This window comes from Winogradskyella litoriviva (assembly GCF_013249065.1).
GTDB classification, from domain to species: Bacteria; Bacteroidota; Bacteroidia; order Flavobacteriales; family Flavobacteriaceae; genus Winogradskyella; species Winogradskyella litoriviva.
In genome coordinates, this window is record NZ_JABRWQ010000001.1 from 334,290 (window position 1) to 357,670 (window position 23,381).

General features: G+C 31.7%; 17 protein-coding genes and 1 tRNA gene. 9 read left to right on the forward strand and 9 right to left on the reverse strand.

The genetic code is table 11. The features are described from left to right. Window position 1: 1 nt before the first annotated feature. The gene (locus HNV10_RS01350) at window positions 2-361 is read right to left on the reverse strand and encodes a BlaI/MecI/CopY family transcriptional regulator (RefSeq protein WP_173299532.1); all 360 of its coding nucleotides are present in this window, start codon (window positions 359-361) and stop codon (window positions 2-4) included. Between the two features lie 125 nt (window positions 362-486). On the opposite strand from HNV10_RS01350, the gene HNV10_RS01355 reads away from it, so the two are divergent. Beyond that, complete coding sequence (locus HNV10_RS01355) at window positions 487-984, forward strand: DUF456 domain-containing protein (protein ID WP_173299533.1); 498 nt, start codon at window positions 487-489, stop codon at window positions 982-984. Between the two features lie 259 nt (window positions 985-1,243). On the opposite strand, the gene HNV10_RS01360 is transcribed toward HNV10_RS01355, so the two are convergent. The 3 genes from HNV10_RS01360 to HNV10_RS01370 all read right to left on the reverse strand — a co-directional run bounded on the left by HNV10_RS01360 (window position 1,244) and on the right by HNV10_RS01370 (window position 4,257). Further along, complete coding sequence (locus HNV10_RS01360) at window positions 1,244-1,912, reverse strand: response regulator (protein WP_173299534.1); 669 nt, start codon at window positions 1,910-1,912, stop codon at window positions 1,244-1,246. Next, window positions 1,909-3,921, reverse strand: a complete 2,013-nt coding sequence (locus tag HNV10_RS01365; protein ID WP_173299535.1) for a tetratricopeptide repeat-containing sensor histidine kinase — start codon at window positions 3,919-3,921, stop codon at window positions 1,909-1,911. The genes HNV10_RS01360 and HNV10_RS01365 overlap by 4 nt, the downstream gene beginning before the upstream one ends. A gap of 162 nt (window positions 3,922-4,083) precedes the next feature. Continuing rightward, window positions 4,084-4,257: a hypothetical protein gene (locus HNV10_RS01370; protein WP_173299536.1), complete on the reverse strand. Its 174-nt coding sequence runs from the start codon at window positions 4,255-4,257 to the stop codon at window positions 4,084-4,086. A 682-nt stretch (window positions 4,258-4,939) separates the two neighbouring features. Between HNV10_RS01370 and HNV10_RS01375 the strand changes: the two genes are divergently transcribed. Continuing rightward, the gene (locus HNV10_RS01375) at window positions 4,940-5,923 is read left to right on the forward strand and encodes an HNH endonuclease (protein WP_173299537.1); all 984 of its coding nucleotides are present in this window, start codon (window positions 4,940-4,942) and stop codon (window positions 5,921-5,923) included. 279 nt (window positions 5,924-6,202) lie between these two features. On the opposite strand, the gene HNV10_RS01380 is transcribed toward HNV10_RS01375, so the two are convergent. The 3 genes from HNV10_RS01380 to trxA form a co-directional block, all read right to left on the reverse strand. Further along, window positions 6,203-6,276 (reverse strand) — tRNA-Asp (locus tag HNV10_RS01380). A gap of 76 nt (window positions 6,277-6,352) precedes the next feature. Beyond that, complete coding sequence (locus HNV10_RS01385) at window positions 6,353-7,282, reverse strand: DUF58 domain-containing protein (RefSeq protein ID WP_173299538.1); 930 nt, start codon at window positions 7,280-7,282, stop codon at window positions 6,353-6,355. 67 nt (window positions 7,283-7,349) lie between these two features. Further along, the gene (gene trxA / locus HNV10_RS01390) at window positions 7,350-7,667 is read right to left on the reverse strand and encodes a thioredoxin (RefSeq protein ID WP_157363520.1); all 318 of its coding nucleotides are present in this window, start codon (window positions 7,665-7,667) and stop codon (window positions 7,350-7,352) included. 246 nt (window positions 7,668-7,913) lie between these two features. Between trxA and HNV10_RS01395 the strand changes: the two genes are divergently transcribed. Then, complete coding sequence (locus HNV10_RS01395) at window positions 7,914-9,482, forward strand: hypothetical protein (protein WP_173299539.1); 1,569 nt, start codon at window positions 7,914-7,916, stop codon at window positions 9,480-9,482. A gap of 107 nt (window positions 9,483-9,589) precedes the next feature. Here the strand turns inward: HNV10_RS01395 and dnaE are convergent, their stop codons facing one another. Together dnaE and HNV10_RS01405 are read right to left on the reverse strand one after the other, a co-directional pair. Then, entirely contained in the window at window positions 9,590-13,975 is a 4,386-nt protein-coding gene (gene dnaE, locus HNV10_RS01400) for a DNA polymerase III subunit alpha (protein ID WP_173299540.1), read from the reverse strand. A gap of 176 nt (window positions 13,976-14,151) precedes the next feature. Further along, window positions 14,152-15,360, reverse strand: coding sequence for a DUF6252 family protein (locus tag HNV10_RS01405; protein ID WP_173299541.1), 1,209 nt, complete (start codon window positions 15,358-15,360; stop codon window positions 14,152-14,154). Between the two features lie 215 nt (window positions 15,361-15,575). Here HNV10_RS01405 and HNV10_RS01410 point away from each other — a divergent pair, with 215 nt between their 5' ends. The 6 genes from HNV10_RS01410 (at window position 15,576) to HNV10_RS01435 (ending at window position 23,359) form a co-directional block, all read left to right on the forward strand. Further along, entirely contained in the window at window positions 15,576-16,088 is a 513-nt protein-coding gene (locus HNV10_RS01410; protein ID WP_173299542.1) for a 30S ribosomal protein S16, read from the forward strand. Between the two features lie 63 nt (window positions 16,089-16,151). After that, complete coding sequence (gene rimM, locus HNV10_RS01415; protein ID WP_173299543.1) at window positions 16,152-16,682, forward strand: ribosome maturation factor RimM; 531 nt, start codon at window positions 16,152-16,154, stop codon at window positions 16,680-16,682. Next, complete coding sequence (locus HNV10_RS01420) at window positions 16,682-17,398, forward strand: tRNA1(Val) (adenine(37)-N6)-methyltransferase (protein ID WP_173299544.1); 717 nt, start codon at window positions 16,682-16,684, stop codon at window positions 17,396-17,398. Before rimM ends, HNV10_RS01420 begins: the two co-directional genes overlap by 1 nt. Before the next feature lie 111 nt (window positions 17,399-17,509). After that, a complete protein-coding gene (locus tag HNV10_RS01425) occupies window positions 17,510-18,688 on the forward strand; it encodes an acyl-CoA dehydrogenase family protein (protein WP_173299545.1) in 1,179 nt (392 codons plus the stop codon). Window positions 18,689-19,016: 328 nt separating this feature from the next. Continuing rightward, window positions 19,017-22,466, forward strand: coding sequence for a hypothetical protein (locus HNV10_RS01430; protein ID WP_173299546.1), 3,450 nt, complete (start codon window positions 19,017-19,019; stop codon window positions 22,464-22,466). Window positions 22,467-22,597: 131 nt separating this feature from the next. Beyond that, the gene (locus HNV10_RS01435; RefSeq protein ID WP_173299547.1) at window positions 22,598-23,359 is read left to right on the forward strand and encodes an SGNH/GDSL hydrolase family protein; all 762 of its coding nucleotides are present in this window, start codon (window positions 22,598-22,600) and stop codon (window positions 23,357-23,359) included. Window positions 23,360-23,381: the final 22 nt, after the last annotated feature.

Below are 23,381 nucleotides of genomic sequence, written 5' to 3' on the forward strand. Positions count from 1 at the left end.
CTTATTTGTTTTTATTAATTTCATCTATTAAGGTTTCTATATCTTTTAGATCAACATCATTCTTCTGTACAAAAAAGGATACCATACTTTTAAAAGAGCCTTGAAAATAATTATCTACCAATTTATTAATAGACTGATTGCTGTAAGACTCTTTAGCCACTAAAGGAAAATATACATGGCCCTTGCCTTGCTTTTCATAATCTACAAAGCCTTTACTTTCTAAAATCCGCACTATGGTAGAAACCGTGTTATAAGCTGGCTTTGGCTCTGGTAAAATATCAATTATGGTTTTTACATTCGCCATCTGCAATTTCCATAAGGCTTGCATTATTTCTTCTTCTGCTTTTGTTAGCTGTTTCATAGAACTAAGTTTTTAGTTGAATAATACAAATATAACTAAATTTTTAGTTTAAACTAATTTATTAGTTTTAAAATGTAACTTTGGTCTGCTTATTGCGTCTTATTGGTAAATAACAACGTATTAATATGGAAATTTTTTTGGTGCTCGTAGCTCTACTCTTAATGGTTTTAGGCATTGTTGGTAGCTTTCTACCTGTTTTACCAGGACCTCTTACCAGTTGGACTGGTCTTTTAGTGCTTCATTTTACCGATGGTGTAGAAATGAGTCAGACGTTTTTAATTGTCACTCTTATTTTTGCTATTTTTATTTATGTCTTAGATTATATCATTCCTGCTATTGGCACCAAACGTTTTGGAGGAAGTAAAGCTGGTATGATTGGTACTACCTTAGGCTTGCTTGTTGGACTCTTTTCTCCTATTCCATTCGGAATAATTATTGGTCCTTTTATTGGAGCACTAATTGGTGAAATGATTCATAGAAACGATATAGATAAAGCATTAAAGGCTGCATTTGGGTCGTTTTTAGGATTTATAGCTTCAACTTTTATGAAGTTTATTGTTGCTATAGTTTACTTTGGGTTTTTTATTGTAAAACTATCTGAACACAATACAAACTGGTATTAGTATTATCTTATAAATTATAGAAAAATAAAAAAACCTAGTTACAATATTGTAACTAGGTTTAATCTTCTTGCTATTAATTCAACAAATACTTAATGAGGGATTAATTAATTCTTGTTGATGGTGTAAATATATGTAAGTCAACTATTCTTTTGCTGTGGTAAAACCGTAATACTAGTGTGGTAAAACCGTACTTCCCTTATTTTACAGCACATACAAGACCAAAAACAGACGTAAAAAACAGCTTATTTCTTTAAATTATTTATAAATATCCTTTTTCACGGGCTTCTTTTAGCAAAGATTCGTCTTTTCCGTCATCTATTAAAAACAATAATTTGAGGTGTTTTTTTCGTTTTTCGATGGCACTTTTAGAAATCCCTATATACTCACTTAAGTTTTTAGTTTTAATACCTTGAGATAGTAAATGCAAAATTTTTCGGTTAATATCATCAATATAAATATCACTTGATATTGTTTTTTTGAGATAATTACTTACCGTAGAGCTATAATAAGGTGGTGATTTTAATATTTGTTGAAATCCATCTGCTAATTCCATAGAGGTTAAATCACTTTTAATTAAAAAACCATCTGGATCAATTTCTTTAATAATATTATGTATTCGAAATGTCTCATTAAACATAGTAAGAATTACAATTTTGGCTCTTGGCATCAATTCTTTTGCTAATAGTGCTAAATCTTCACCAGAGGCATACTTACCATCATCAGAACCTGGTAAGCTGATATCAAAAAAACAAACATGATAAGGATATTTCTTTGATGCACGCTCTATCATTGCAACAGCTTCATCACAATTATTTGCTGTATCAATATGAAGCGTTTGGTCGTCTCGTTTTGTAGCCATTAATACATTTTGGTAGCCCTCAATAATTATTGGGTGATCATCTACCATTAAAATGTTGATGTGGTTCATTCGATTTTATTTATATAAGGAATCTTAACATTAACTTTTGTGCCATCACCAGATTGGGATCTCCATGTTATTTCTCCGTCAAAATCTTCAACTCTAGATCTCATATTTTTTAGTCCAATGCCTTTTTTACTTTTAGTAATATCAAAACCAATTCCGTCATCAATGATGTCCAAGCAAATTAAGTCTTTTTCTAATGAAATACTAATTTTTATTTTGTTTGCATTGGCATGTTTATAGATATTTTGAAGAGACTCTTGGATAATTCTATAAATATTAATTTTTGTTTTATTTGATACAAAATCCCAATTTATATCATCTGTATAATCAAAATTATATTCTAAATTATAGGCGACTGTTTGTGTTTCAATCAGTTCTGAAACAATATCCATATATCCAGATCCTGCAACAAAATCGGTATTTAACTCATGAGAAATTTTACGGATATCTTGCTCAATTGTTTGAAGCTGGCTAATATATTTAGCACGTGTCATCATAGCTTCCTTGCCTTCATTAAAATTAATGCTATCTAAACTTAATCGCACACCAAAAAGACCTCCTAAAACGCCATCATGCAGCTCTTTTGAAACTCTTATTTTTTCTTTAGCTCTGGCTTCTTCTACTTTATCTTGTTGACCCAACATTAAGTTATAAATGTCTTCATTTGCTTTTTGCTGTACTTGTATAAGTTTCAATTTCCTATTTTTTGCTCGCTGAGAAATAAATAGGTAAGTTAAAATTGCCGTAACTAAAAGACCTATAGATAATATAAGGAGATATAAATTTTCTTTTGAAATTTGTTTGTTTTCTGCTTCTAGCTGATCTGTTTCGAGTTCTAATCTAGCGAATTTGTTTCTAACGTTGCGTTCTACACCAAGCAAACTATCACTTAAATTAATATGTTTAATAAGATAATTTTTTCCCTCGTCACCATCCCTTAATTTAGATAATATTAATAATGATTCTAGTAATAATTCATTATTAGAAGTCTCTTCAGAAAGTTTACGACTTCTATCTGCATAATAATAAGCAGAATCTTTTCTGTCTAAATCAGTATAAAATTTAGCTATATCTAATGAAATACCAGTTTTAGCCAATTGATCATCCAGAGTGTCACTAATATTCTTGGCTTCATAAAACATTTTTTCAATATCTGAAATATTTTGGTCTTTCTTTAAAGACCTTGCATAGGCTTGATTAGCCAAGGCAATTGTATAAAACGAAGGATCATCATTAAAATAAGCATCTTTTTGATCTATTACCTTTTGATATAAGCTAATCGATTTGTCTAAATCCCCTTTTCTTTTATATACTTCTGCCAAATTATTTGTAGTATATAATTTATTAAAGAAGCCTTTTTCTCCTTGTTTTACACTTATTTCTAACGCTTTATTATGATACTCTATAGCTTTATCATAAGACTTTAACTTTAATGAAATTATACCGATTAGATTATTTAAGTTCCAAAGTTTATCTAAATGAAGCTCATTTTCTGGTAATGAATTGATAATTTTTATGGCTTTAATAGCGCTCTCCTCACTTCCTACATAATCCTTTTCTGTTTCTTGAATATCAGCAATATACTGCAATACACTATATTCATCTTTATACATTTTTAATTTATTGAAAAGTTTTAAAGCTTTCGAATAATAAAAAAAAGCGCTATCGGTTTTAAAATCTTGATGATGATAAAACCCTAAATTATTAAATGTATATGCTAAAGCAACAGTATCTTTTAACTTAGATGCCAATTCTAAATTAATAAAATTTATATCTCTGTAATCGGCATAATTGTCCATAAGAAGATATAAAAAAGATAATTTTCTTTGACTTAAAAGTATAGTTGAATCCAATTTTGTTTTCAGAGATAAATCCACACTACGTTTAGCAAATTTTAAACGTTGATTTATAGGAATACTATTATCCTCAGAAAGTTGACGATACTTTCCAATACTATCAAAATACCATAAAGGCTTATTATTTTGAGTAAAACCAAATATCGGAACTATCAATAAAAAAGCTAATATAAATCGGTGCAATAGATGGTAGATTTAGTTCTAATTAATTATCGACTAAATCTAACAATTAAAATTTAAATAAACCTTAAACTATTTAAAATAAGTAAAGCCCTTATTTTGAAAAATAAGGGCTTTACTTACTAATTTATAAATATACTAACTGTTTGTCGGCTTATCAAGTTTCTTTTTACTAGTAGCTAAAAGGTCAAAATTGCTTTTAGATTGAATAGTAGACTCATCACTGTTATTTACAACAGTTTCAGGTTGAACTCCAGAAATAGTTAATAATAAAACAGCTACAATCGCTAAGGTAAATTTAAGGGTTTTCATAAAATATTTAATTTAGGGTTAAAGTTTAATCATCATCAAAACATGCAACGCAAAGCGATACATTGAGGGAAGGGAATGGACTATTAACTATTTTAGGCTAAACCTAAAACAATACTAAATTAAAAACGAGGGATGTTTTCTAGATAAGTTAATATCTAACTAGTAAAATGGACTAAAATTTTCCTATTTAAGCGATTTGAGGTCTTAAGAAGGAATGACAAATATACATGAATTTTTAAAAATTCCTAATTTTCATCGATAAAACGTATTAATTATACGATAAAACACATATGCAAATTAACACAAACCTCTGAAAATCAAATGGTTTATCATTAGCAATTCAATTATAAAAATTGAATACCTCATAAAAAAAAAAGGCCACGATTTCTCGTAACCTTAATTTTATTGATTAATAGCTCTTATAAGACACTTTTGGCTTTGATAAGTCACCCTTTTTGTTTCTAATTTTTGAATCTTAAAATTAAATTAATGATTCCTAGCGTATTACTAAAAAAATATTTTTGTTCACAATTAATTACATTATGAACAACCATAGTTCAGAAAGATAAACTTGAAAAACTCAAAGCGTTGATAAACTGTGAAATCATGAAAAATATTTAGTATTCATTTTTTCTTAAATAGTTTTTAGAATATCTGAATCATTTATATAGATTTGTGATTAATGAATGAAGTGATTAATAAATACATTCATCTATTTGAAACCTTAAATAGAGGATATAATAAGAGATTAGGTAAAGCTCCTCATAAGCCTATTTTACTATTATCCATAATTCAACTTATCCAAAGAAAAGAGATTGTTTCAAACAGAATCTTTATAACACCAGAACTTTTATTAGAATTTAAAAATGTTTGGAATGCAATGGTTGACACTCCTCATACTCCAAATTTTGCACTTCCATTTTTCCACATGAGAAGTGAATCTTTTTGGCATCTTGTTACTAAAACAGGAATGGAACTAATTGTAACAAAATCAAAAAGTATTAAAAGTTTCAAAAACTTAAAAGAATCTATTGCTTTTGCTGAAATTGATAAGCGCCTATTTGAGCTGTTATCTGATAGTGCAACAAGAACAATTTTAGAACAGGTTATTGTTCAAAAATATTTTAAAAATACAGCGTCAAATTATTCAATTATCCTCTCAAATGTAAATAATGTCGTATTGAAGATTGAGAGTCAAATGTTGAATGAACCTAAAGCTGATTATCAAAATCACTTAAAAGAGTTAAGGGCATCTTTAGATGATGATGAATATGAAGAAGAAATATTTATAAGAGGTGGGTTATTTAAAAAGACTATCCCAAAAATCTATAATCACTCTTGTTGTATATCAGGAATGAGGATTGAATCATCACAAAATGCTCAAATGATAGATGCTTGTCACATTATACCCTTTAGTATTTCAAATGATGATACAATCCCTAATGGAATATCATTATCTCCAAATTTACATAGAGCTTTTGACAGAGGATTAATTACCATTAATCAAGATTACATAGTTAGAATATCACCTACAGTTACTGAAAATGAAACTGTGTTTTCTTTATCTCAATTTAATGGTAATCAAATAATCCTACCTAAAAAAGCTTCTTGGTATCCATCTCCAGAATCACTCCAATGGCATAACAAAGAAGTTTTTGCTCTCTAATGATTTTCATTTTTTCTTTGTGGTTTTAATTTTGGGACACCTAAAAGGACACTTTATTTTGAAGAATTGAAGGTTTTTAAAGATTATAACCATCCCTAAAACAAAAAAGCATCCCAATCTTCTTATTCAGAAAAAAGGAAAGCTTCTCATTGGATTACCAAATTACTTTGGTAACAACTTCCAAGATTTCTCTTGGACAACACAACATCTTAATATTCCATTTCAGTGGAATTAATGCTAAAAAAAGCCTCAATCTCTTGAAGCTTTTTGCAATTTTAGCGGTCTGGACGGGACTCGAACCCGCGACCTTCGCCGTGACAGGGCGACATTCTAACCAACTGAACTACCAGACCGTTGCTTAATTGCGAGGGCAAATATACATTGCATTTTTAATTTGACAAACAAAAAACTAAAAAAATAAAAAATAATCTAAATAAATTTTTGTCGTTCTATTATATAGGTCGTCAAAATATTATTAAATCCGGCTTTTATATCAGCCTCTACATACTTAATTCTATATTGTCCACATTTAATTTTTAAATCTGTAAAGTAGTCTTTTACAGCTTTTTCGTAATTATACTTTACATTATCTGCATATAAATTTATGTGTTCTCCTGTTTCAACATCTATAAAACGCTTTGGTCTATTATCGAAATTAAAATTGAGTTCTCTTTCCTTATCAAACACATGAAATAAAACTACTTCGTGCTTGTTATACTTTAAATGCCTTAGGGCTTCAAACAATTTCTCGTCATCCTCTGAGGTTTGAAACATATCTGTAAATACAAAAATCAATGACCTACGGTGAATCTTTTCAGCTATCTGGTGTAAATACCTATATGTTTCTGTTGTTTTAGTTTCTGGTTTAGAGACAACAGCTTCATTTAATTTATGCAATAACATTTGGTGATGACGTTCACTACCCTTTTCTGGTGAATAAAAATCATAACTATCACTATAAATACTTAATCCAACAGCATCGCGTTGTTTTTTAAGAATATGCATTAAAGACGCGCCTGCCAAAGCAGAAAATGCAATTTTATTAAGATTATCTATGGATGTACCACCCGTTTCTGGATAGTGCATAGAACTACTATTATCTAATATTATGTGACAACGTAAATTGGTTTCATCATCATAGCGTTTTGTATATAAACGGTCTGTTTTGGCAAAGAGTTTCCAATCTATATGTTTTGTACTTTCGCCTTGATTGTAAATTTTATGCTCGGCAAATTCTGCCGAAAACCCATGAAATGGACTTTTATGCATACCTGCAATAAAACCCTCAACTACTTGTTTGGCTAGCAATTCTAGGTTTTTAAAACCTCCTGTTTTATTGAGTTCTTGTTGTAAATCCATAAGTTACCGAAACTAAAAAAGGTTCACCAAATTGGCAAACCTTTTATCATTTCTTTTAGAGTATTGACTATAAAAGAGCGTCAATAGCGTCTGAATATGCATTTTTAGGTGCAACACCTACTTGGCGACCAACAACTTCTCCGTTCTGAAAAATCAAAACAGTTGGTATGTTTCTTACACCATATTTTGCAGCAAATTCTTGGTTTGCATCAACATCGACCTTACCAACTACAGCTTTACCATCGTATTCTGTACTGATTTCGTCAATGATTGGCCCAACCATACGACATGGTCCGCACCAAGCAGCCCAAAAATCAACCATTACTGGTTTGTCACTTTTTAATACTGTTTCTTCAAAGTTTGCATCTGTTATTTCTAATGCCATAATATTTATTTTTAATATATTGTACTTCAGTTTTATTCTTCCTAATTAGTAGGAGAACTGCAAAATTAGTCAAAATATTTGGCAAACCTTACAATGGCTGTATTGGATTTGACTATAGATGTATTTTCTAGACTTATTATTAACATATTACGATACAAAAACCCCTTTAACATTCTATAAAACATATTATAAGCTTTAAAATTATCTATATATTTGTTAACTAATTCACACCCTAAAACCCTACTTATGAAAAACATAATTACACTTATACTCTTACTCTTTGCCTATGCTTTGTCTTTTTCTCAAAGTGCTAACTTAGATAGAGAATACTTTAATGTATCTTATGTAAAATTGCCTACTCATCCTATATTAGATAACTCCAAAAGAACCTTTTCTACAAACAAAAGAGCAATTTCGTTATCTGGTTTTTCTAGAGTTAAGTCTAATGGTACTTTAGATATTAATTATAGATTTAATGGAACAAATGTAGGAGAGGTTGAAATAAAAAAGACTAAACACGAAAAAAAGGACGATGATGGCAACGTAGTTTCAACAAGTTACACCTATAAAGTTCATGTTACTTACACGTCTTCAGCTAGTATAGCGGTTAGCAACTCAGAAAACATTGAAAATGATTATCAAAATGACTTTTCTGAAAAAGACAATTATGAGAGTAAGAATTTCTCAACATACTCAGCTGCACAAAATTATTATAACAACAACCGTAATAACTTAAGGAACACGCATTCTTCTGATCACCAAAAAGGAATATTATATTCTATAAATGCAAACCTAAACAACATTTACGGCTATCAAATTACCAACTCTAGAAGTGAGCATTTTTGGATTTTAGGAAAGAAAAAGCATCCAGAATATAAAAAACATATGGAAGCTTTTGAAACTATGAAAGCCGTATTTTCTAAAATGAAATCTGACGAATCTGTTGCTAACTTAAAAAACGAATTAACACCTGTAATAGATTATTTTAATAGTCTAGTACCTAAATATGCTGGCCAAAAAAAGAAAGAAACAAAAATGAGATATGCTAGTTTTTATAACATTGCCAAAATGTACTATTATCTAGACATGCCAGAGAAATCGAAAATATATGCACAAAAATTAATTGATAATGGTTACGACAAATCTGATGGAAAGTACTTTATTAGAAAAGCAGATGAATTAATAACAAAATTTAAAGCCAACAACACAAATACCAGACACTTTGAAGTACTCACAGAAGATTTAAGCAATATTGTAGAAGAACCAATAATAGTTGAAACAGAAGAATCATCATCTTTAGACTTAGAATTAATTAAGGCATATTTAGTATCTAAAGCAGGCGATACCACTTTAGTAGATGTGGACACCAAAGACATTAAAAACATTGCCTATAAAATGAATATTGTAAGGTATGCAGATAATGGTACACCAATTGGTACAGAAGTTAAAAGTGCTAAAGCGCTAAACGAAGTCCTTTTTATTGATGGCACACATTATAAAAATGTAAATTTTAAAGAAACTACTACAAACCAAGAGACACTTAATGGTTCGCAAGAAAAACTATGCAAAGTATTAGTTGAATCTAATAACATTAACCTTTATCTATTTAATGAAGAAGAACCTGTAATTGTAACGTCAAATAACGAAACAGGAATATCTACACTATCAAAATCTTATGTTTTTGGATTTAATAAAAATCTTGCTAAACTAGCTGAAGGACACCCAGTACTCATTGAAAAAGTGAATAATAATCAGTTTAAAAATACTATTGAGGACTTAGTTAAATTCTGTAATGAATTGGCTAGCTTAAATTAGACGCAATAGCTTTCTATACTTAAACACTTTTACAAAAGGAGTTTTAATTTGATGCTTGGTATGAATTCTCTAATAAAAGCTTAAAAAGCAATGTTTATATATTATTTTTAATTCAACTTATACATCACATCATGCTCCTTCAAACTATTTAAAAGTTCTTGTGAAATTTTAATCTTATTTTTTCGACTTGGCATTTGTACTTTTATTTTTTCAGCATTATCATAAACCAAAAAGTTTAAAGTTTGATTTCCTTCATGAAACTTAATTAAATCGTACAATATTGAGATTTTCTCTTTTTCTAAATCTCTAATATTAAGTTGTATAGATAGTTTTTTTGCATAAGTATCCATGACATCGTGCAACAACTGAAAACTATTAAACTGAATTCTAGGGTCACCTTTTTTACCTGTATCTCTATTTACCCAACCTTCGCGAACAAAAGCGCGTACATACACAAATGAGTTAATGACAAAAAAGTGTCTAAACTTTAAATAGTCTTCACCAAAGATTCTAAACTCAAAACTATCTCTATAATCTTCAATCGTAAATATAGCCCAGCCTTTACCTTGTTTGCTCACACGATGTTGCACATCTGTAACCACACCACCAAAAGTGACTTCTTTATTTACAATTGCTTCTAAATCATTAAATAAACCTACAGTTCCGTTGCAAAAAGTTTTCATTTCGGTTTTAAAATCATCTAAAGGATGACCAGATATGTATATACCAACCACTTCACGTTCTCTCGATAGTTTTTCCATAGTTCCCCAATCTTCACATGGTGGAACAGTTGGCTCAGCTATTTGTACATCACTAGCTTCTCCAAATAAACTTACTTGTGCAGAATTTTCATTTTCTTGGTGTTTTGCACCATATTTTACCGCTTTTTCTAAAAAGGTAATGCCATCACCATCATTTGCAAAATATTGTGCTCTATGTGTATCTGGCCAACAATCAAATCCACCAGCATTAGCTAAACCTTCAAAAGCTTTTTTATTAGCAGCCCGTAAATCAATACGTTTTGCTAAATCAAAAATAGATTTATAATTACCATCCTTCTTTCTGTTTTCTACAATGGTTTTTACAGCGCCATGGCCTACACCTTTTATGGCTCCCATTCCAAACCGAACAGCGTTGTCTTTATTTACAGAGAATTTGTAAAAACTTTCATTAACACTTGGACCTAAAACTGGTAATCGCATCCGCTTACATTCTTCCATAAAGAAGGTTACGGATTTAATATCATTCATGTTATTAGATAAAACGGCAGCCATATATTCTGCAGGATAATGTGCTTTTAAGTAGGCTGTTTGGTATGCAATCCATGCATAACAGGTGGAGTGCGATTTGTTAAAGGCGTAGCTTGCAAAGGCTTCCCAATCCTTCCATATTTTTTCTAATTTGGTTTTATCTAATCCTTTGGCTCCTGCTTGTTCAATAAATTTTGGTTTCATTTTATCCAAAACCGCAATTTGCTTTTTACCCATGGCTTTTCTCAAAACATCGGCTTCACCTTTGGTAAAATCCGCCAACTTTTGAGACAACAACATTACCTGCTCTTGGTAAACGGTAATTCCATAGGTTTCCTTGAGATATTCTTCCATTTCTGGTAAATCGTATACAATCTCCTCATCACCATGTTTACGCGCAATAAAACTTGGAATATATTCCATTGGACCAGGACGATACAAGGCATTCATGGCAATTAAATCATCAAAAACCGTAGGTTTAAGATTCTTCATGTGTTTTTGCATGCCTGGAGATTCATACTGAAACACACCAACCGTTTCTCCACGTTGAAATAACTCATATGTTTTTACATCATCTAACGGAAAATTTTCTGGATCGAGCAAAATATCGTGTTTTGCTTTTACTATCTTAACCGTATCTTTAATTAAGGTTAAGGTTTTTAGTCCCAAGAAATCCATTTTTAATAAACCTGCATCTTCAACGACAGAGTTATCAAATTGCGTAACATATAAATCGGAATCTTTTGCTAAAGACACCGGAACATAATTGGTAATATCTCCTGGTGTAATAATTACACCACAAGCATGAATACCTGTATTTCTTACCGAGCCCTCTAATATTCTGGCTTGGTTGATGGTTTCGGCTTGTAAATCGTCACCATCTGAAATATTTAATAATTCATTAATTTTTTCTAAATCCTCAGCTCTAAATTTTTTCGCTAATTCCTTTTCATCTAAACCAAAAATCTTTCCGAGTTTAGACATTAACGGAATTAATTTAGCAATATGATCCGCTTCATTTAATGGTAAGTCTAAAACTCTGGCTGTATCTCTAATGGATGATTTAGCAGCCATAGTTCCGTAAGTAATAATCTGCGCTACTTGGTTGGCTCCATATTTTTCAATAACATAATCCATAACACGACCTCGACCTTCATCATCAAAATCGATATCGATATCTGGCATACTTACACGATCCGGATTTAGGAAACGCTCAAAAAGTAAATCGTATTTAATTGGGTCTATATTGGTAATCCATAAACAATAAGCAACTACAGAACCTGCTGCAGAACCACGACCAGGACCAACCGAAACGTCCATGTTTCTGGCTTCGCGAATAAAATCTTCTACAATTAAGAAATAACCTGGATATCCTGTTTTTTCAATAACGCTTAACTCAAAATCGAGACGTTCTTCAATTTCTGGTGTAATGTCGCCATAACGGATTTTTGCACCTTTATAAGTTAAATGTCTTAAAAAGGCATTTTCTCCACGTTTACCTCCATCTTCTTCATCTTCTTTAAATTTAAACTCATCCGGAATATCAAAAGCAGGTAACAATACATCTCTTGCTAACTCGTAAGGTTCAATTTTATCAACAACCTCTTGAATATTTACAATCGCTTCAGGCACATCTCTAAACAACGCCTTCATTTCTTCTGAAGACTTAAAATAATATTCTTGATTAGGTAAACCGTAACGGTAACCACGTCCACGACCAATTGGTGTGGCTTGCTTTTCTCCATCTTTTACACACAATAAAATATCGTGCGCATTGGCATTTTCTTGGTCAACATAGTAAGTATTGTTTGTGGCTACCAACTTAACATCGTGCTTTTTTGAAAACTGAATTAACACAGGATTCACACGATTTTCATCTTCCTGATTGTGACGCATGATTTCTAAATACAAATCATCTTTAAAGGTCTCTTTCCACCACAATAAAGCTTCTTCTGCTTGGTTTTCACCAACATTAAGTACCTTGCTTGGCACTTCACCATAAAGATTTCCAGTTAAACAGATTAAATCTTCTTTGTACTGCTCAATCAGTTTTTTATCTACTCTAGGCACATAATAAAAACCATCTGTAAATGCTGCAGACGATAATTTTGCCAAATTATGATAGCCATTTTTATTCTTGGCCATTAATACAATTTGGTACCCATTGTCTTTTCTGGTTTTATCTGCATGGTTTTCGCAGACAAAAAACTCACAACCAATAATTGGTTTTATAATTTTACCTTTCTTTTCTAAACCAGCCTCTTCTGCTTCTTTATGTTGTGCTTTTACTTTTTTATTATGGCCTGAAACCGCACTCACAAAGTGAAATGCACCCATCATATTTCCATGATCCGTCATTGCAACGGCTGGCATATTTTCTCTAGCTGCAGCAGCTACTAAATCCTTAACACTAATAGTGGATTGAAGAATGGAATACTGCGAATGGTTATGCAAATGTGCAAAATCAACATCTTTGATTTGAGATGCAGCCTCTTTATCTACAACAACTGGTGTGACTTCTGATTGCTCTTTTTGAAGGCGTGCATTAATTTTTGCACTTGCCTTCTTTAAATTTATATGTTTTAAGTTGATGAGCTGAATCTCAGCAGGATTCTCTTGCGTGTATTTTTCAAAATAATCTGGCTCAACATCTAACTGTTCCTTGGTGTACTGCTTACGTCTTATTAACTCTAAAAAACAACGTGTGGTAGCCTCAACATCGGCAGTTGCATTGTGTGCTTCTGCAAATGGCTGATTAAATAAATACTCATGTAATTCCGTTAATGTTGGTAATTTAAACTTTCCGTATCGTCCACCTGGCAACTGACATAATTCTGCTGTATGTTCTGTACAGGTATCTAAAACTGGCAATTCTTGAAGCGGATTTGTAACGTCTTCACGTACAAATTCGGCTCCCATAATATTTAAATCGAACTTTACATTCTGCCCAACAACAAATTTGGTTTTTGATAAAGCGATGTTGAATTTCTCTAAAACTTCTGCCAATGGCACACCTTGTTCTTGAGCTAATTCTGTAGAAATACCATGAATTTTCTCAGCATCATACGGAATATTAAAACCTTCTGGCTGTACCAAATAATCTTGATGCTCTATGCAATTTCCCATACCATCATGCAATTGCCAAGCAATCTGTATGCATCTAGGCCAATTATCTGTATCTGTAATTGGTGCATCCCAACGTTTTGGTAATCCTGTGGTTTCGGTATCGAATATTAAGTACATAGAAAAAGCCTTTAAACCTATCTTTTATTCCCTTTCAATAGAGAAAGGAACCTAAAAAAGTTAGCATATAAAATTACATAGAATTTGAACTTTTTTGAAATGAAGTTATAAACAATTGTAAACAAAAAAGTGTTACTCGCTGAGTAACACTTTTTATTTAAAATTATGTAATTTCTTTATGCTTGCAAATAATCTGGCACACCATTTCCGTCCGTATCTACAGCATCAGAAGGATTTCCATCACCATTTGGATCAGCATTTTCATTAATAGTTAAAATAGTATCACCATCATCATCGTCATCTAAATAATCTACATCACCATCACCATCGGTATCTATAGGATTACCATCTGCATCAACAGCTTCATATTGTGTTAATACACCATCACCATCGTCATCATTATCTAGATAGTTAGGTACACCATCTCCATCTGTATCATCATCTTCAAAATCATCATTTCCATTAAAGTCTTCAAATACATTTGGCACGCCATCACCATCATCATCACTACAGTCTAAAGCATCAATTTTTGCTTGTATACTACCATCTTCATCACCGCAAACGTCAATTTCTTGTTGAAGATAAAATCCATATTGCGCGCACTTATCATTATAATTACCAATAGTAGCCGTTACATATTGAGAATTAGCTTCCATTACATTAGCTGAGGCATACTCACAAGGCATTGTACAGTCACCTAACTCGTCTATTTTTGTTTGAATAGACCCATCTAAATCACCACAATAGTTACGTTGATTGTTTAATGCTTCAACGTAATTGGAACATGCTAACGAATAAGCTTCACTACTAACAAATTCTAAACTTGTTGCAAAAGTCGCTTCGTATGCTAAAAGCGCATCATCTGCAGCAATCTCCACATCAGCACAAGTAATTGGACTTGTTGGGATTTCCCCATAAACCAAAGGCACCTTATAAAAAATTCCATTTGTAAATCCGATAGAATTCAGGCCTTCTTCATCAAAAGCTAAAAATCGGTACGTACCTGTAAATGTTTTATTTACTACATCTATTTCACTGATAATTATCTCTCCTAATTCTGGATAAATAGAAACAGTTTCATCAGGTCTATTATTAGTGGAATACGTTGTTCCGAACCCATCTAAATATTGAGCTTCAATAGCATCTACATCACCAACAACAAACGTGTTTTCAGTTACGGAAGGTACTTTAAGATTTACGGTTTCATAATTGTTTGATCCTGTAATTGTCAAAAAACCATTAGTTTCAATACTAGCAGTAAAAGAACTAGCTCTCCAAAGTGCATTTTCACGATCACCTTGAAAAGCAGGCGAATTAAATTCTACTTCATCACCACAGCTAAATACGGTTAAAAAAACAAGAGATAAGAGGATTAGTTTCTTCATGTGTAAATTGGTCTTTTATCTTTGCCTCAAATATAACGAAACAAGAAACCCAAAAGTATAATAATTTTTTATATAGAGCATAACTTGGTTTTTTCTTTTAGTTAAAAAGAGGTTCTTTTAGTTAAAATGTATATAAAACATTGTGTTTCCTAAAATTATACTATCTTTGCGCCCTCATTAATAACAGAGGTCGAGAACCTCACTAATTAATTATTATGCCTGTAAAAATTAGATTACAAAGACACGGTAAAAAAGGAAAACCTTATTACTGGATCGTAGCAGCGGATTCTCGCGCTAAAAGAGATGGTAAATACCTTGAAAAATTAGGTGCTTACAATCCTAACACAAATCCTGCAACTATTGAATTAGACGTTGATGGTGCCGTAACTTGGTTACAAAATGGTGCGCAACCAACTGACACAGCAAAAGCAATTTTATCTTATAAAGGTGCTATGCTAAAAAATCATTTAGCTGGTGGTGTTAGAAAAGGTGCTTTAACTGAAGAGCAAGCAGAAGAAAAATTCAATGCTTGGTTAGAAGAAAAAGCGGCTAAAATTGCAGCTAAAACTGATGGTTTATCTAAGGCTGATGCAGATGCAAAAGCTAAAGCATTAGAAGCTGAAAAAGCAGTAAACGAAGCTCGTATAGCTGCGGCAGCTCCTGTTGTTGAAGAAACAGCTGAAGAAACTGCAACGGAAGAAGCAACAGCTTCTAACGAAGAAGAATAAAAAAATATTTTTTTATACTTTTAAACCCAGGCTATTTCAGTCTGGGTTTTTTATTTCAATTTTATGAAAAAAGAAGAATGCTTTTATTTAGGTAAAATAGTTAAGAAATATAGCTTTAAAGGAGAACTATTAGCTAAATTAGATACAGACGAACCTGATTTGTACGATAATCTAGATGCCATTTTTATTGATTTGAGAGGAAATTTAGTACCATTCTTTATAGAATCTTCACAGTTACACAAATCAGATTTATTGAGATTAAAATTTGAAGATGTAAATGATGAAGCTGATGCAGATGCATTACTAAAAACAGAATTATATTTACCCTTAGAATTATTACCTAAGCTTGAAGGCGATAAGTTTTATTTTCATGAAGTAATTGGCTTTAACATTAAAGACCAAAACTTTGGTAATGTTGGCATTATAACAGGAATTAATGACTCTACAGCTCAATCCTTATTTGAAATTGATAGAGATGGTATTGAAATCTTAATTCCTATGAATGATGAATTTATTGTTAAAGTAGATCGAGAAAACAAAACCATTGTAGTAAATACACCAGAAGGATTGATAGATTTATATCTTGAAGAATAATGAGTTCGCTCCCTTTTAAATTTAAAGAATTCTCAGTCAACCAAGACCGTTGTGCTATGAAAATTGGCACTGATGGTGTTTTACTTGGCGCATGGACCTCTATTTTACACAATCCTCATAATGTTTTAGACGTTGGTGCTGGCACTGGTGTTTTATCTCTAATGATGGCTCAAAGAAGTTTCGCAGAAAATATTGAAGCTATAGAAATTGATGCTGATGCCTATGAACAATGTGCTGAGAATTTTGAAAATTCAAATTGGGCAGATCGTTTATTCTGTTACCATGCTTCTCTTTTAGAATTTGTTGAAGAAGTAGATGATAAATTTGACCTTATTATTTGTAACCCTCCATTTTATTCGGAAGATTATAAAACTGAAAACGAATCGAGAGACTTAGCTCGTTTCAATGATGCTATGCCTTTTGAACACTTAGTTTTTGCTGTTGCAAATTTATTATCGAGCAATGGTATTTTTTCTATAATAATACCAAATAAAGAAGAAGAAAAATTTATTGATTTAGCTTCAAAATATAAATTATTCTCTAACCGCATACTTCGTGTAAAAGGAAATCCTAAATCTGAAATTAAGCGTAGCTTAATAGAATTTTCATTTACAAAAAATGAAACCCATACTTCTGAGTTAATAATAGAAACTGCTCGCCATCAATACACAGATGATTACATTCAATTAACTAAAGATTTTTATCTGAAAATGTAATTCTATTGTTGGGCAATGCTAACGTTTTCGTTACTTTTGTTAAACTTATAAAATAACACCTTCTATTTTGATAAATTCTCAAAATAAGAAGCTATAAATATCTAAATGAGAATGAAACCAGATTTATTCGAAGCACCAGATTATTACAACTTAGACGAATTACTTACCGAGGAGCACAAATTAGTACGCGATGCTGCTAGAGATTGGGTAAAACGAGATGTGTCACCAATAATTGAAGAATACGCTCAAAAGGCTGAATTTCCAAAACAAATTGTAAAAGGCTTAGCAGAAATAGGAGCTTTTGGACCTTACATACCTGAAGAGTATGGAGGAGCAGGTTTGGATCAAATTTCTTATGGATTAATAATGCAAGAAATTGAGAGAGGTGATTCTGGTGTTCGTAGTACAGCGTCTGTTCAGTCGTCTTTAGTAATGTATCCAATTTGGAAATACGGAAACGAAGAACAACGTAAAAAATACCTACCTAAATTAGCGTCTGGTGAATGGGTTGGTTCATTTGGACTAACAGAACCAGATCATGGTTCAAATCCTGGAGGGATGACCACTAATTTTAAAGATATGGGAGATCACTATCTTTTAAATGGTGCAAAAATGTGGATTTCTAATGCACCCTTTTGCGAAATTGCAGTTGTTTGGGCAAAAGATGAAAGTGGAAGAATCCATGGACTTATTGTAGAACGTGGCATGGAAGGCTTCTCTACACCAGAAACGCATAATAAATGGTCACTTAGAGCATCTGCCACAGGAGAGTTAATTTTTGATAATGTAAAAGTGCCAAAAGAAAATTTATTGCCAAACAAATCTGGATTAGGCGCACCTCTTGGCTGCTTAGATTCAGCACGTTTTGGTATTGCTTGGGGAGCCATTGGTGCTGCTATGGATTGTTATGACACTGCTTTGCGTTATAGTAAAGAACGTATGCAATTTGGGAAACCAATTGGGCAATTTCAATTACAACAAAAGAAATTAGCCGAAATGATTACAGAAATCACTAAAGCTCAATTATTAGCTTGGCGATTAGGTGTAATGCGTGAGGCAGGTACTGCAACATCAGCACAAATTTCAATGGCTAAACGAAATAATGTAGATATGGCCATCAATATAGCACGTGAAGCAAGACAAATGTTAGGCGGAATGGGTATTACAGGTGAATACAGCATTATGCGTCATTCTATGAATTTAGAAAGCGTAATTACTTATGAAGGTACTCATGATATTCATTTATTAATAACTGGTCTTGATATTACAGGTTTAAATGCTTTTAAATAATGGTTAAATAACATTTTAAATATTACATTATAATTGATGTAAAATTAAAAAAATGCTTCCTAATAATTGGGAAGCATTTTTTTGTTTAAAAGTGTTATTTGCGAGTGAATGAAGCTCTTTTAAGCTAAATCAACTACAAATAATATTAAATAACTACATCTAATATCCTTAATTGACAATTTATATACCTCTAAATAACTATATTTTACTAAATCGTTTTCTTAAATAATTATTGAAAGACTGACATTTGACAGGTTTTTTATATCTTGATGCTCTTATTTTTGCATAGAAAACAAATTTGTGCACAAAATCAATAGTTTAAAGTATTATGGCAGAATCTAGACAAGAACTTATTCAATTTATTAATTTACAATTAGCATCAATAGGACAACCTATATATAAAGATGCAAAGGACAGTAAAACAAAATTTAACGACCCAAAAGTTGAAGCACTCACAAATGGCTTAATTAGAAGTTTGCGTGAAAAATCGAGACTTTTAGCAAGTCATCATTGTCCTGCAGATTCCAGAATTCAAAATTTTATAGACGACTATTTAAAAGATGTTAGCGTAGATAAATCGTATATAATCCCAAATAACACCCTAATACTTTCAAGAAAAGGACAAGCAAGAGAAGCTAGTTTACCACCTAATGGCACCTCTTTTGAAAGTGATTTGGTTACATCAAAACGACTTAAACAAGGGATTTTAAACAATCCTTTACACGATAAAAGAACAACAAAAGGCACATTTCATATTGTAGAAGGTCCACTTCCAGTGCCATTAGATAAAAAAGAAGTTCCTAGAGTAGTTTTAGCTCACTTTTTACACGCAGCTTTTAGCCCTTCTAACGACTTAACAACCTTACCATTTACATCTAATCAAAAAGAGAAAGCTCAAACCATTGTGTCTATGCTCTTAAGACCAGTTGTATGTCCAGAGGTAAAAGGTGTTCTTAAAGAAAAATCATTAGAGGTTCGCTTTTTTGCACCTGGTACTTTAGTTAGTAATCTAGATTTTGTTGAATCTATTTTTGGTAATGCAGGCGATCCAAATTTAGCACATAATGATGCTGCGTTAGATCCAGAACACTGGACAGGCCATACAGGATGTATCATTCTTGCGCCTCAGTTGTTAAAACTAAAAAAGAAAGATGTAGGTCTTCCTCATTATAACGATGCAACAGAACGTCAGAGAAAAGACGGTATGTGCTGGCAAAATGAACATGAACTTTATAATGATGGTAGTGCATTTAAAATTACATGTAGAGATGAAAGAGGTGTAGTGGTAACACTAATTGCTGATAATTACTATGGTTATTCTAAAAAAGAAATAAAAACTCAAATCAGTTATTCTGCAAATTTATTTGGTCTAGCAGAAGAAGAACATGCTGGTGGTGCTATAGCTTATGCTAGACGTGTAATGGGTGAAACCGTAAATTGCGAGGACTACTCTATTTATTATGGATTAGATCACACCTTTGAAGAAGTAAAATCCTTAATAGGTGATAGAATTGATGTAAAACCTGAAAATTACGCAATAGATAAAAATTATCCTAATATTGTTTACATTCCAGAATCGTCTTATTTTAACACTGCTACAAATAGTATTTCTTGGAAATATAAAGGTGAAGAGCAGAAAATTACCATTTCTCCGTTTAAAACTTATATTCATCCTTCTGGAAATAAATTAAGATTAGAAAAACACAGATCTATTGATTTATGGCGATTTATAGAAACATATCCTGAAGGTGTTTTTTGCCACAAACCATGTACAGTATCTGGTGGTGGCAAGTCCGAGATTTCTAAATCTATGCAAAATGCCATTACCTATAGCGCATTTAACATTCATAATATTGATGAAGATTTTAAGAAAGCGGATGAAATTATTGAATTTGATTATTCTACAAGATGGAAAGTTAAAAATCCTAATAGACCGAAATCTAGATCATTCTTAAGTGAAAAAAGAACCTTGGGATCTGTTGTAAAATTGCTAACTCCAAACGAAGAAAATTCAGATGAGTTTAATGAATTTCTAAAAAATATCCCAGTTCATATTCGCTCTTTAGTATTATTTGTAAAACGTTTATTTAGACAAGCACATGGTGCCAATCTTAACTGGAAAGACTTGATGTCTGTAGAATTTATAAATGGTGTAAAAGGAACTTCGTTAATTTACAATAATACGCCTGTTGTTGGTAGTTATGTTCGTATTGGCTTCAATCAAGAAGGCAATTGGATGCTTAATAAATTACGTTCAGATTTTGCTGCTTGTGAAAAGATTCAGACAGAAGACGATATTACAGCATCAATAACACTTCCTAAAAATCGTTTCAAAAATTTAAATCCAGAATACGCAAACCAAAGTGTAAAAGTTCTAACCAATTGTGAAGCTCATTTATTCCAAAGACCAGATGAAGCTATTGTAAGAGGTTACGATAAATTAGCAGAGCTAGATATTGTTACTGACGGTAGATTTTTAACAAATTACGAAATGTTAAATAAAGCTGACGCAATTGCAATTTATGAAGACACAATAAATTACGATAAATACACGCAACCCGTTAAAGATTTTATTAAAGAAATCATAGATTCTGAAGATGAAGAAGTTCAATTTGTTTTGCCTTCTCACCCAAGAATTGTAGATGGCGAACCAACTAAAAATCCACGTTATTTAGAGCCAAATAAAGTTTATAATGAAACTGAAGCTACTTATATTTCTGATATAGGCGTACGTTTATGTAGAAGAATTAAACCAGAAGACCCAGTAATCCACGTTGTAAATGCCGTTTTACCAGGTCGAAGAAATAACCCAGCAGATCGAGAAGCAGGTATTAGACCATTAGCGGTTTACAACCCAATACATTACCAAGAAACTCCAGAATTGTTTATGGACTTTATTTGTAGTTTAACAGGTAAATCGCCTTCTACTACAGGAGCTGGATCTGAAGGTGCATTAACCAAAGCTCCTTTTAATATGTTGACACCAACAACAGATTTAAACAACGCTTTACTATCACACATATTAACAGAGTCTAACGGATTTAGTACAGCTGCTGGTTATGTTGGTGCGGAAAATAAAATAGACCACGATGTGAGTTTATTAATTCCTGAAATTTGGGCTAGAATGGCTCCAGAAGATAGAGATCCAAATAACTTAATTGCTAATGGCTCTTTAGAAAAGCTTGAAGATTTTGAGCATAACGGTGAAAAAATATTAGCAAGCCGATTAGGCTACAGAATTACAAAAACATTCTCTTTATTATGTTTAAATAGATTGTTTGATGAGCCTACTGCAGTGTTTAACGAACGTATGTTAAAACCAGAATTACAAAATTTAGAGGATTTTGTTGATGGTATTAAAAATATTACAGAAGCTCAGCAAAAGGTAGCCTTAAATTATTTTGAAGACGGTAGTATAGAAGCTGCTATTCCTCCTTTAAAGATTCTATTGAATATAATGGCTTACGGACATTATGAAGGTAAAGATATCAACGATTCAGAATTAAGAACGTATTTCAATAGAGATTATGTTATTAACTCAGACTGGTACAAAGAAAGATTAGTACTTAAACAACAAAAGGATATCGAATACTACGGTTCTCAAATAGAGTATTTAGAATTATTTATTAAGAGTCCTCAAAATGACATTTTGGTTGAAGAACTTCAATTAAATACACGTTTAGAGAATACCAAAAAATTATATAATGATGCAAAATCTCCAGATTATTTAAACCGTTTAGTTGGTACAATTGGTAGAGACCCTTTATATAAGAAATAATATAATTTCACTTTAAGGAAATATTATAATTTTAAAATGCTTCTCAAATTGAGAAGCATTTTTTTATTTATTCCAATCTCAATTAGGCTCAAATAAAAACCAATATAAATATGTTGTTGTATATTTAGTACATGAAAAGTTTAGCTCATCCTCTATTATTCATGCTAATTTTGCTATATACTTGTTCAACAAACAATGAGATTGTTTTTTCTGAAGACGACGAAGAAATTATAGAAGAAATCATTGACGAAGAAGACAATCAAAACCAAGTTACAATTCCGCATACCTTTAATATTCTTTCACTTGGAGACAGTTATACCATTGGGCAAAGCGTATGCGAAACTTGTAGTTTTCCAGAACAATTAAAATTTAGTTTAATCTCTGAATTTGCAGAACAAGACACTTTTAATCTCAATATTATAGCACAAACTGGGTGGACAACTAATAACCTCATCAATGCCATAACGATTAATAACCCAGAAAACAACAAGGATCTAGTAACACTTTTAATTGGTGTTAATAATCAATATCAAAACAAACCTTTTTCACTATATGAAGAAGAGTTTCCGATATTAATCTCTAAAGCAATTCAGTTAGCAAAAAACGATAAAACCAATGTTGTAGTCGTTTCTATTCCAGATTATGCATACACTCCTTTTGGCCAGAATAGTAGTAACTCAGAAAATATTTCTGCAGAAATAAATCAATACAACGCGTTTGCACAAAACTACTGTAATCAACAAAATATAACATTTGTAAATATTACTGATATTACAAGACAAGGATTAAACAATACAAATCTGGTGGCAACTGACGGCTTACATCCATCAGCTTTAGCATATTCTTTATTTGTACAACGCTTACTCCCTATTGCTATCGAAAAAATTCAATAAGATATCTTAACTGTAATAATTT

Bases quoted from the DNA above. Each gene is read 5' to 3' on its own strand.
- HNV10_RS01410 (WP_173299542.1), top strand. From the start codon at position 15,576: ATGCCTGTAAAAATTAGATTACAAAGACACGGTAAAAAAGGAAAACCT.
- HNV10_RS01360 (WP_173299534.1), bottom strand. From the start codon at position 1,912: ATGAACCACATCAACATTTTAATGGTAGATGATCACCCAATAATTATT.
- HNV10_RS01370 (WP_173299536.1), bottom strand. From the start codon at position 4,257: ATGAAAACCCTTAAATTTACCTTAGCGATTGTAGCTGTTTTATTATTA.
- HNV10_RS01430 (WP_173299546.1), top strand. From the start codon at position 19,017: ATGGCAGAATCTAGACAAGAACTTATTCAATTTATTAATTTACAATTA.
- HNV10_RS01435 (WP_173299547.1), top strand. From the start codon at position 22,598: ATGAAAAGTTTAGCTCATCCTCTATTATTCATGCTAATTTTGCTATAT.
- rimM (WP_173299543.1), top strand. From the start codon at position 16,152: ATGAAAAAAGAAGAATGCTTTTATTTAGGTAAAATAGTTAAGAAATAT.
- HNV10_RS01375 (WP_173299537.1), top strand. From the start codon at position 4,940: ATGAATGAAGTGATTAATAAATACATTCATCTATTTGAAACCTTAAAT.
- HNV10_RS01350 (WP_173299532.1), bottom strand. From the start codon at position 361: ATGAAACAGCTAACAAAAGCAGAAGAAGAAATAATGCAAGCCTTATGG.
- HNV10_RS01425 (WP_173299545.1), top strand. From the start codon at position 17,510: ATGAAACCAGATTTATTCGAAGCACCAGATTATTACAACTTAGACGAA.
- HNV10_RS01420 (WP_173299544.1), top strand. From the start codon at position 16,682: ATGAGTTCGCTCCCTTTTAAATTTAAAGAATTCTCAGTCAACCAAGAC.
- HNV10_RS01385 (WP_173299538.1), bottom strand. From the start codon at position 7,282: ATGGATTTACAACAAGAACTCAATAAAACAGGAGGTTTTAAAAACCTA.
- HNV10_RS01395 (WP_173299539.1), top strand. From the start codon at position 7,914: ATGAAAAACATAATTACACTTATACTCTTACTCTTTGCCTATGCTTTG.
- HNV10_RS01405 (WP_173299541.1), bottom strand. From the start codon at position 15,360: ATGAAGAAACTAATCCTCTTATCTCTTGTTTTTTTAACCGTATTTAGC.
- dnaE (WP_173299540.1), bottom strand. From the start codon at position 13,975: ATGTACTTAATATTCGATACCGAAACCACAGGATTACCAAAACGTTGG.
- trxA (WP_157363520.1), bottom strand. From the start codon at position 7,667: ATGGCATTAGAAATAACAGATGCAAACTTTGAAGAAACAGTATTAAAA.
- HNV10_RS01355 (WP_173299533.1), top strand. From the start codon at position 487: ATGGAAATTTTTTTGGTGCTCGTAGCTCTACTCTTAATGGTTTTAGGC.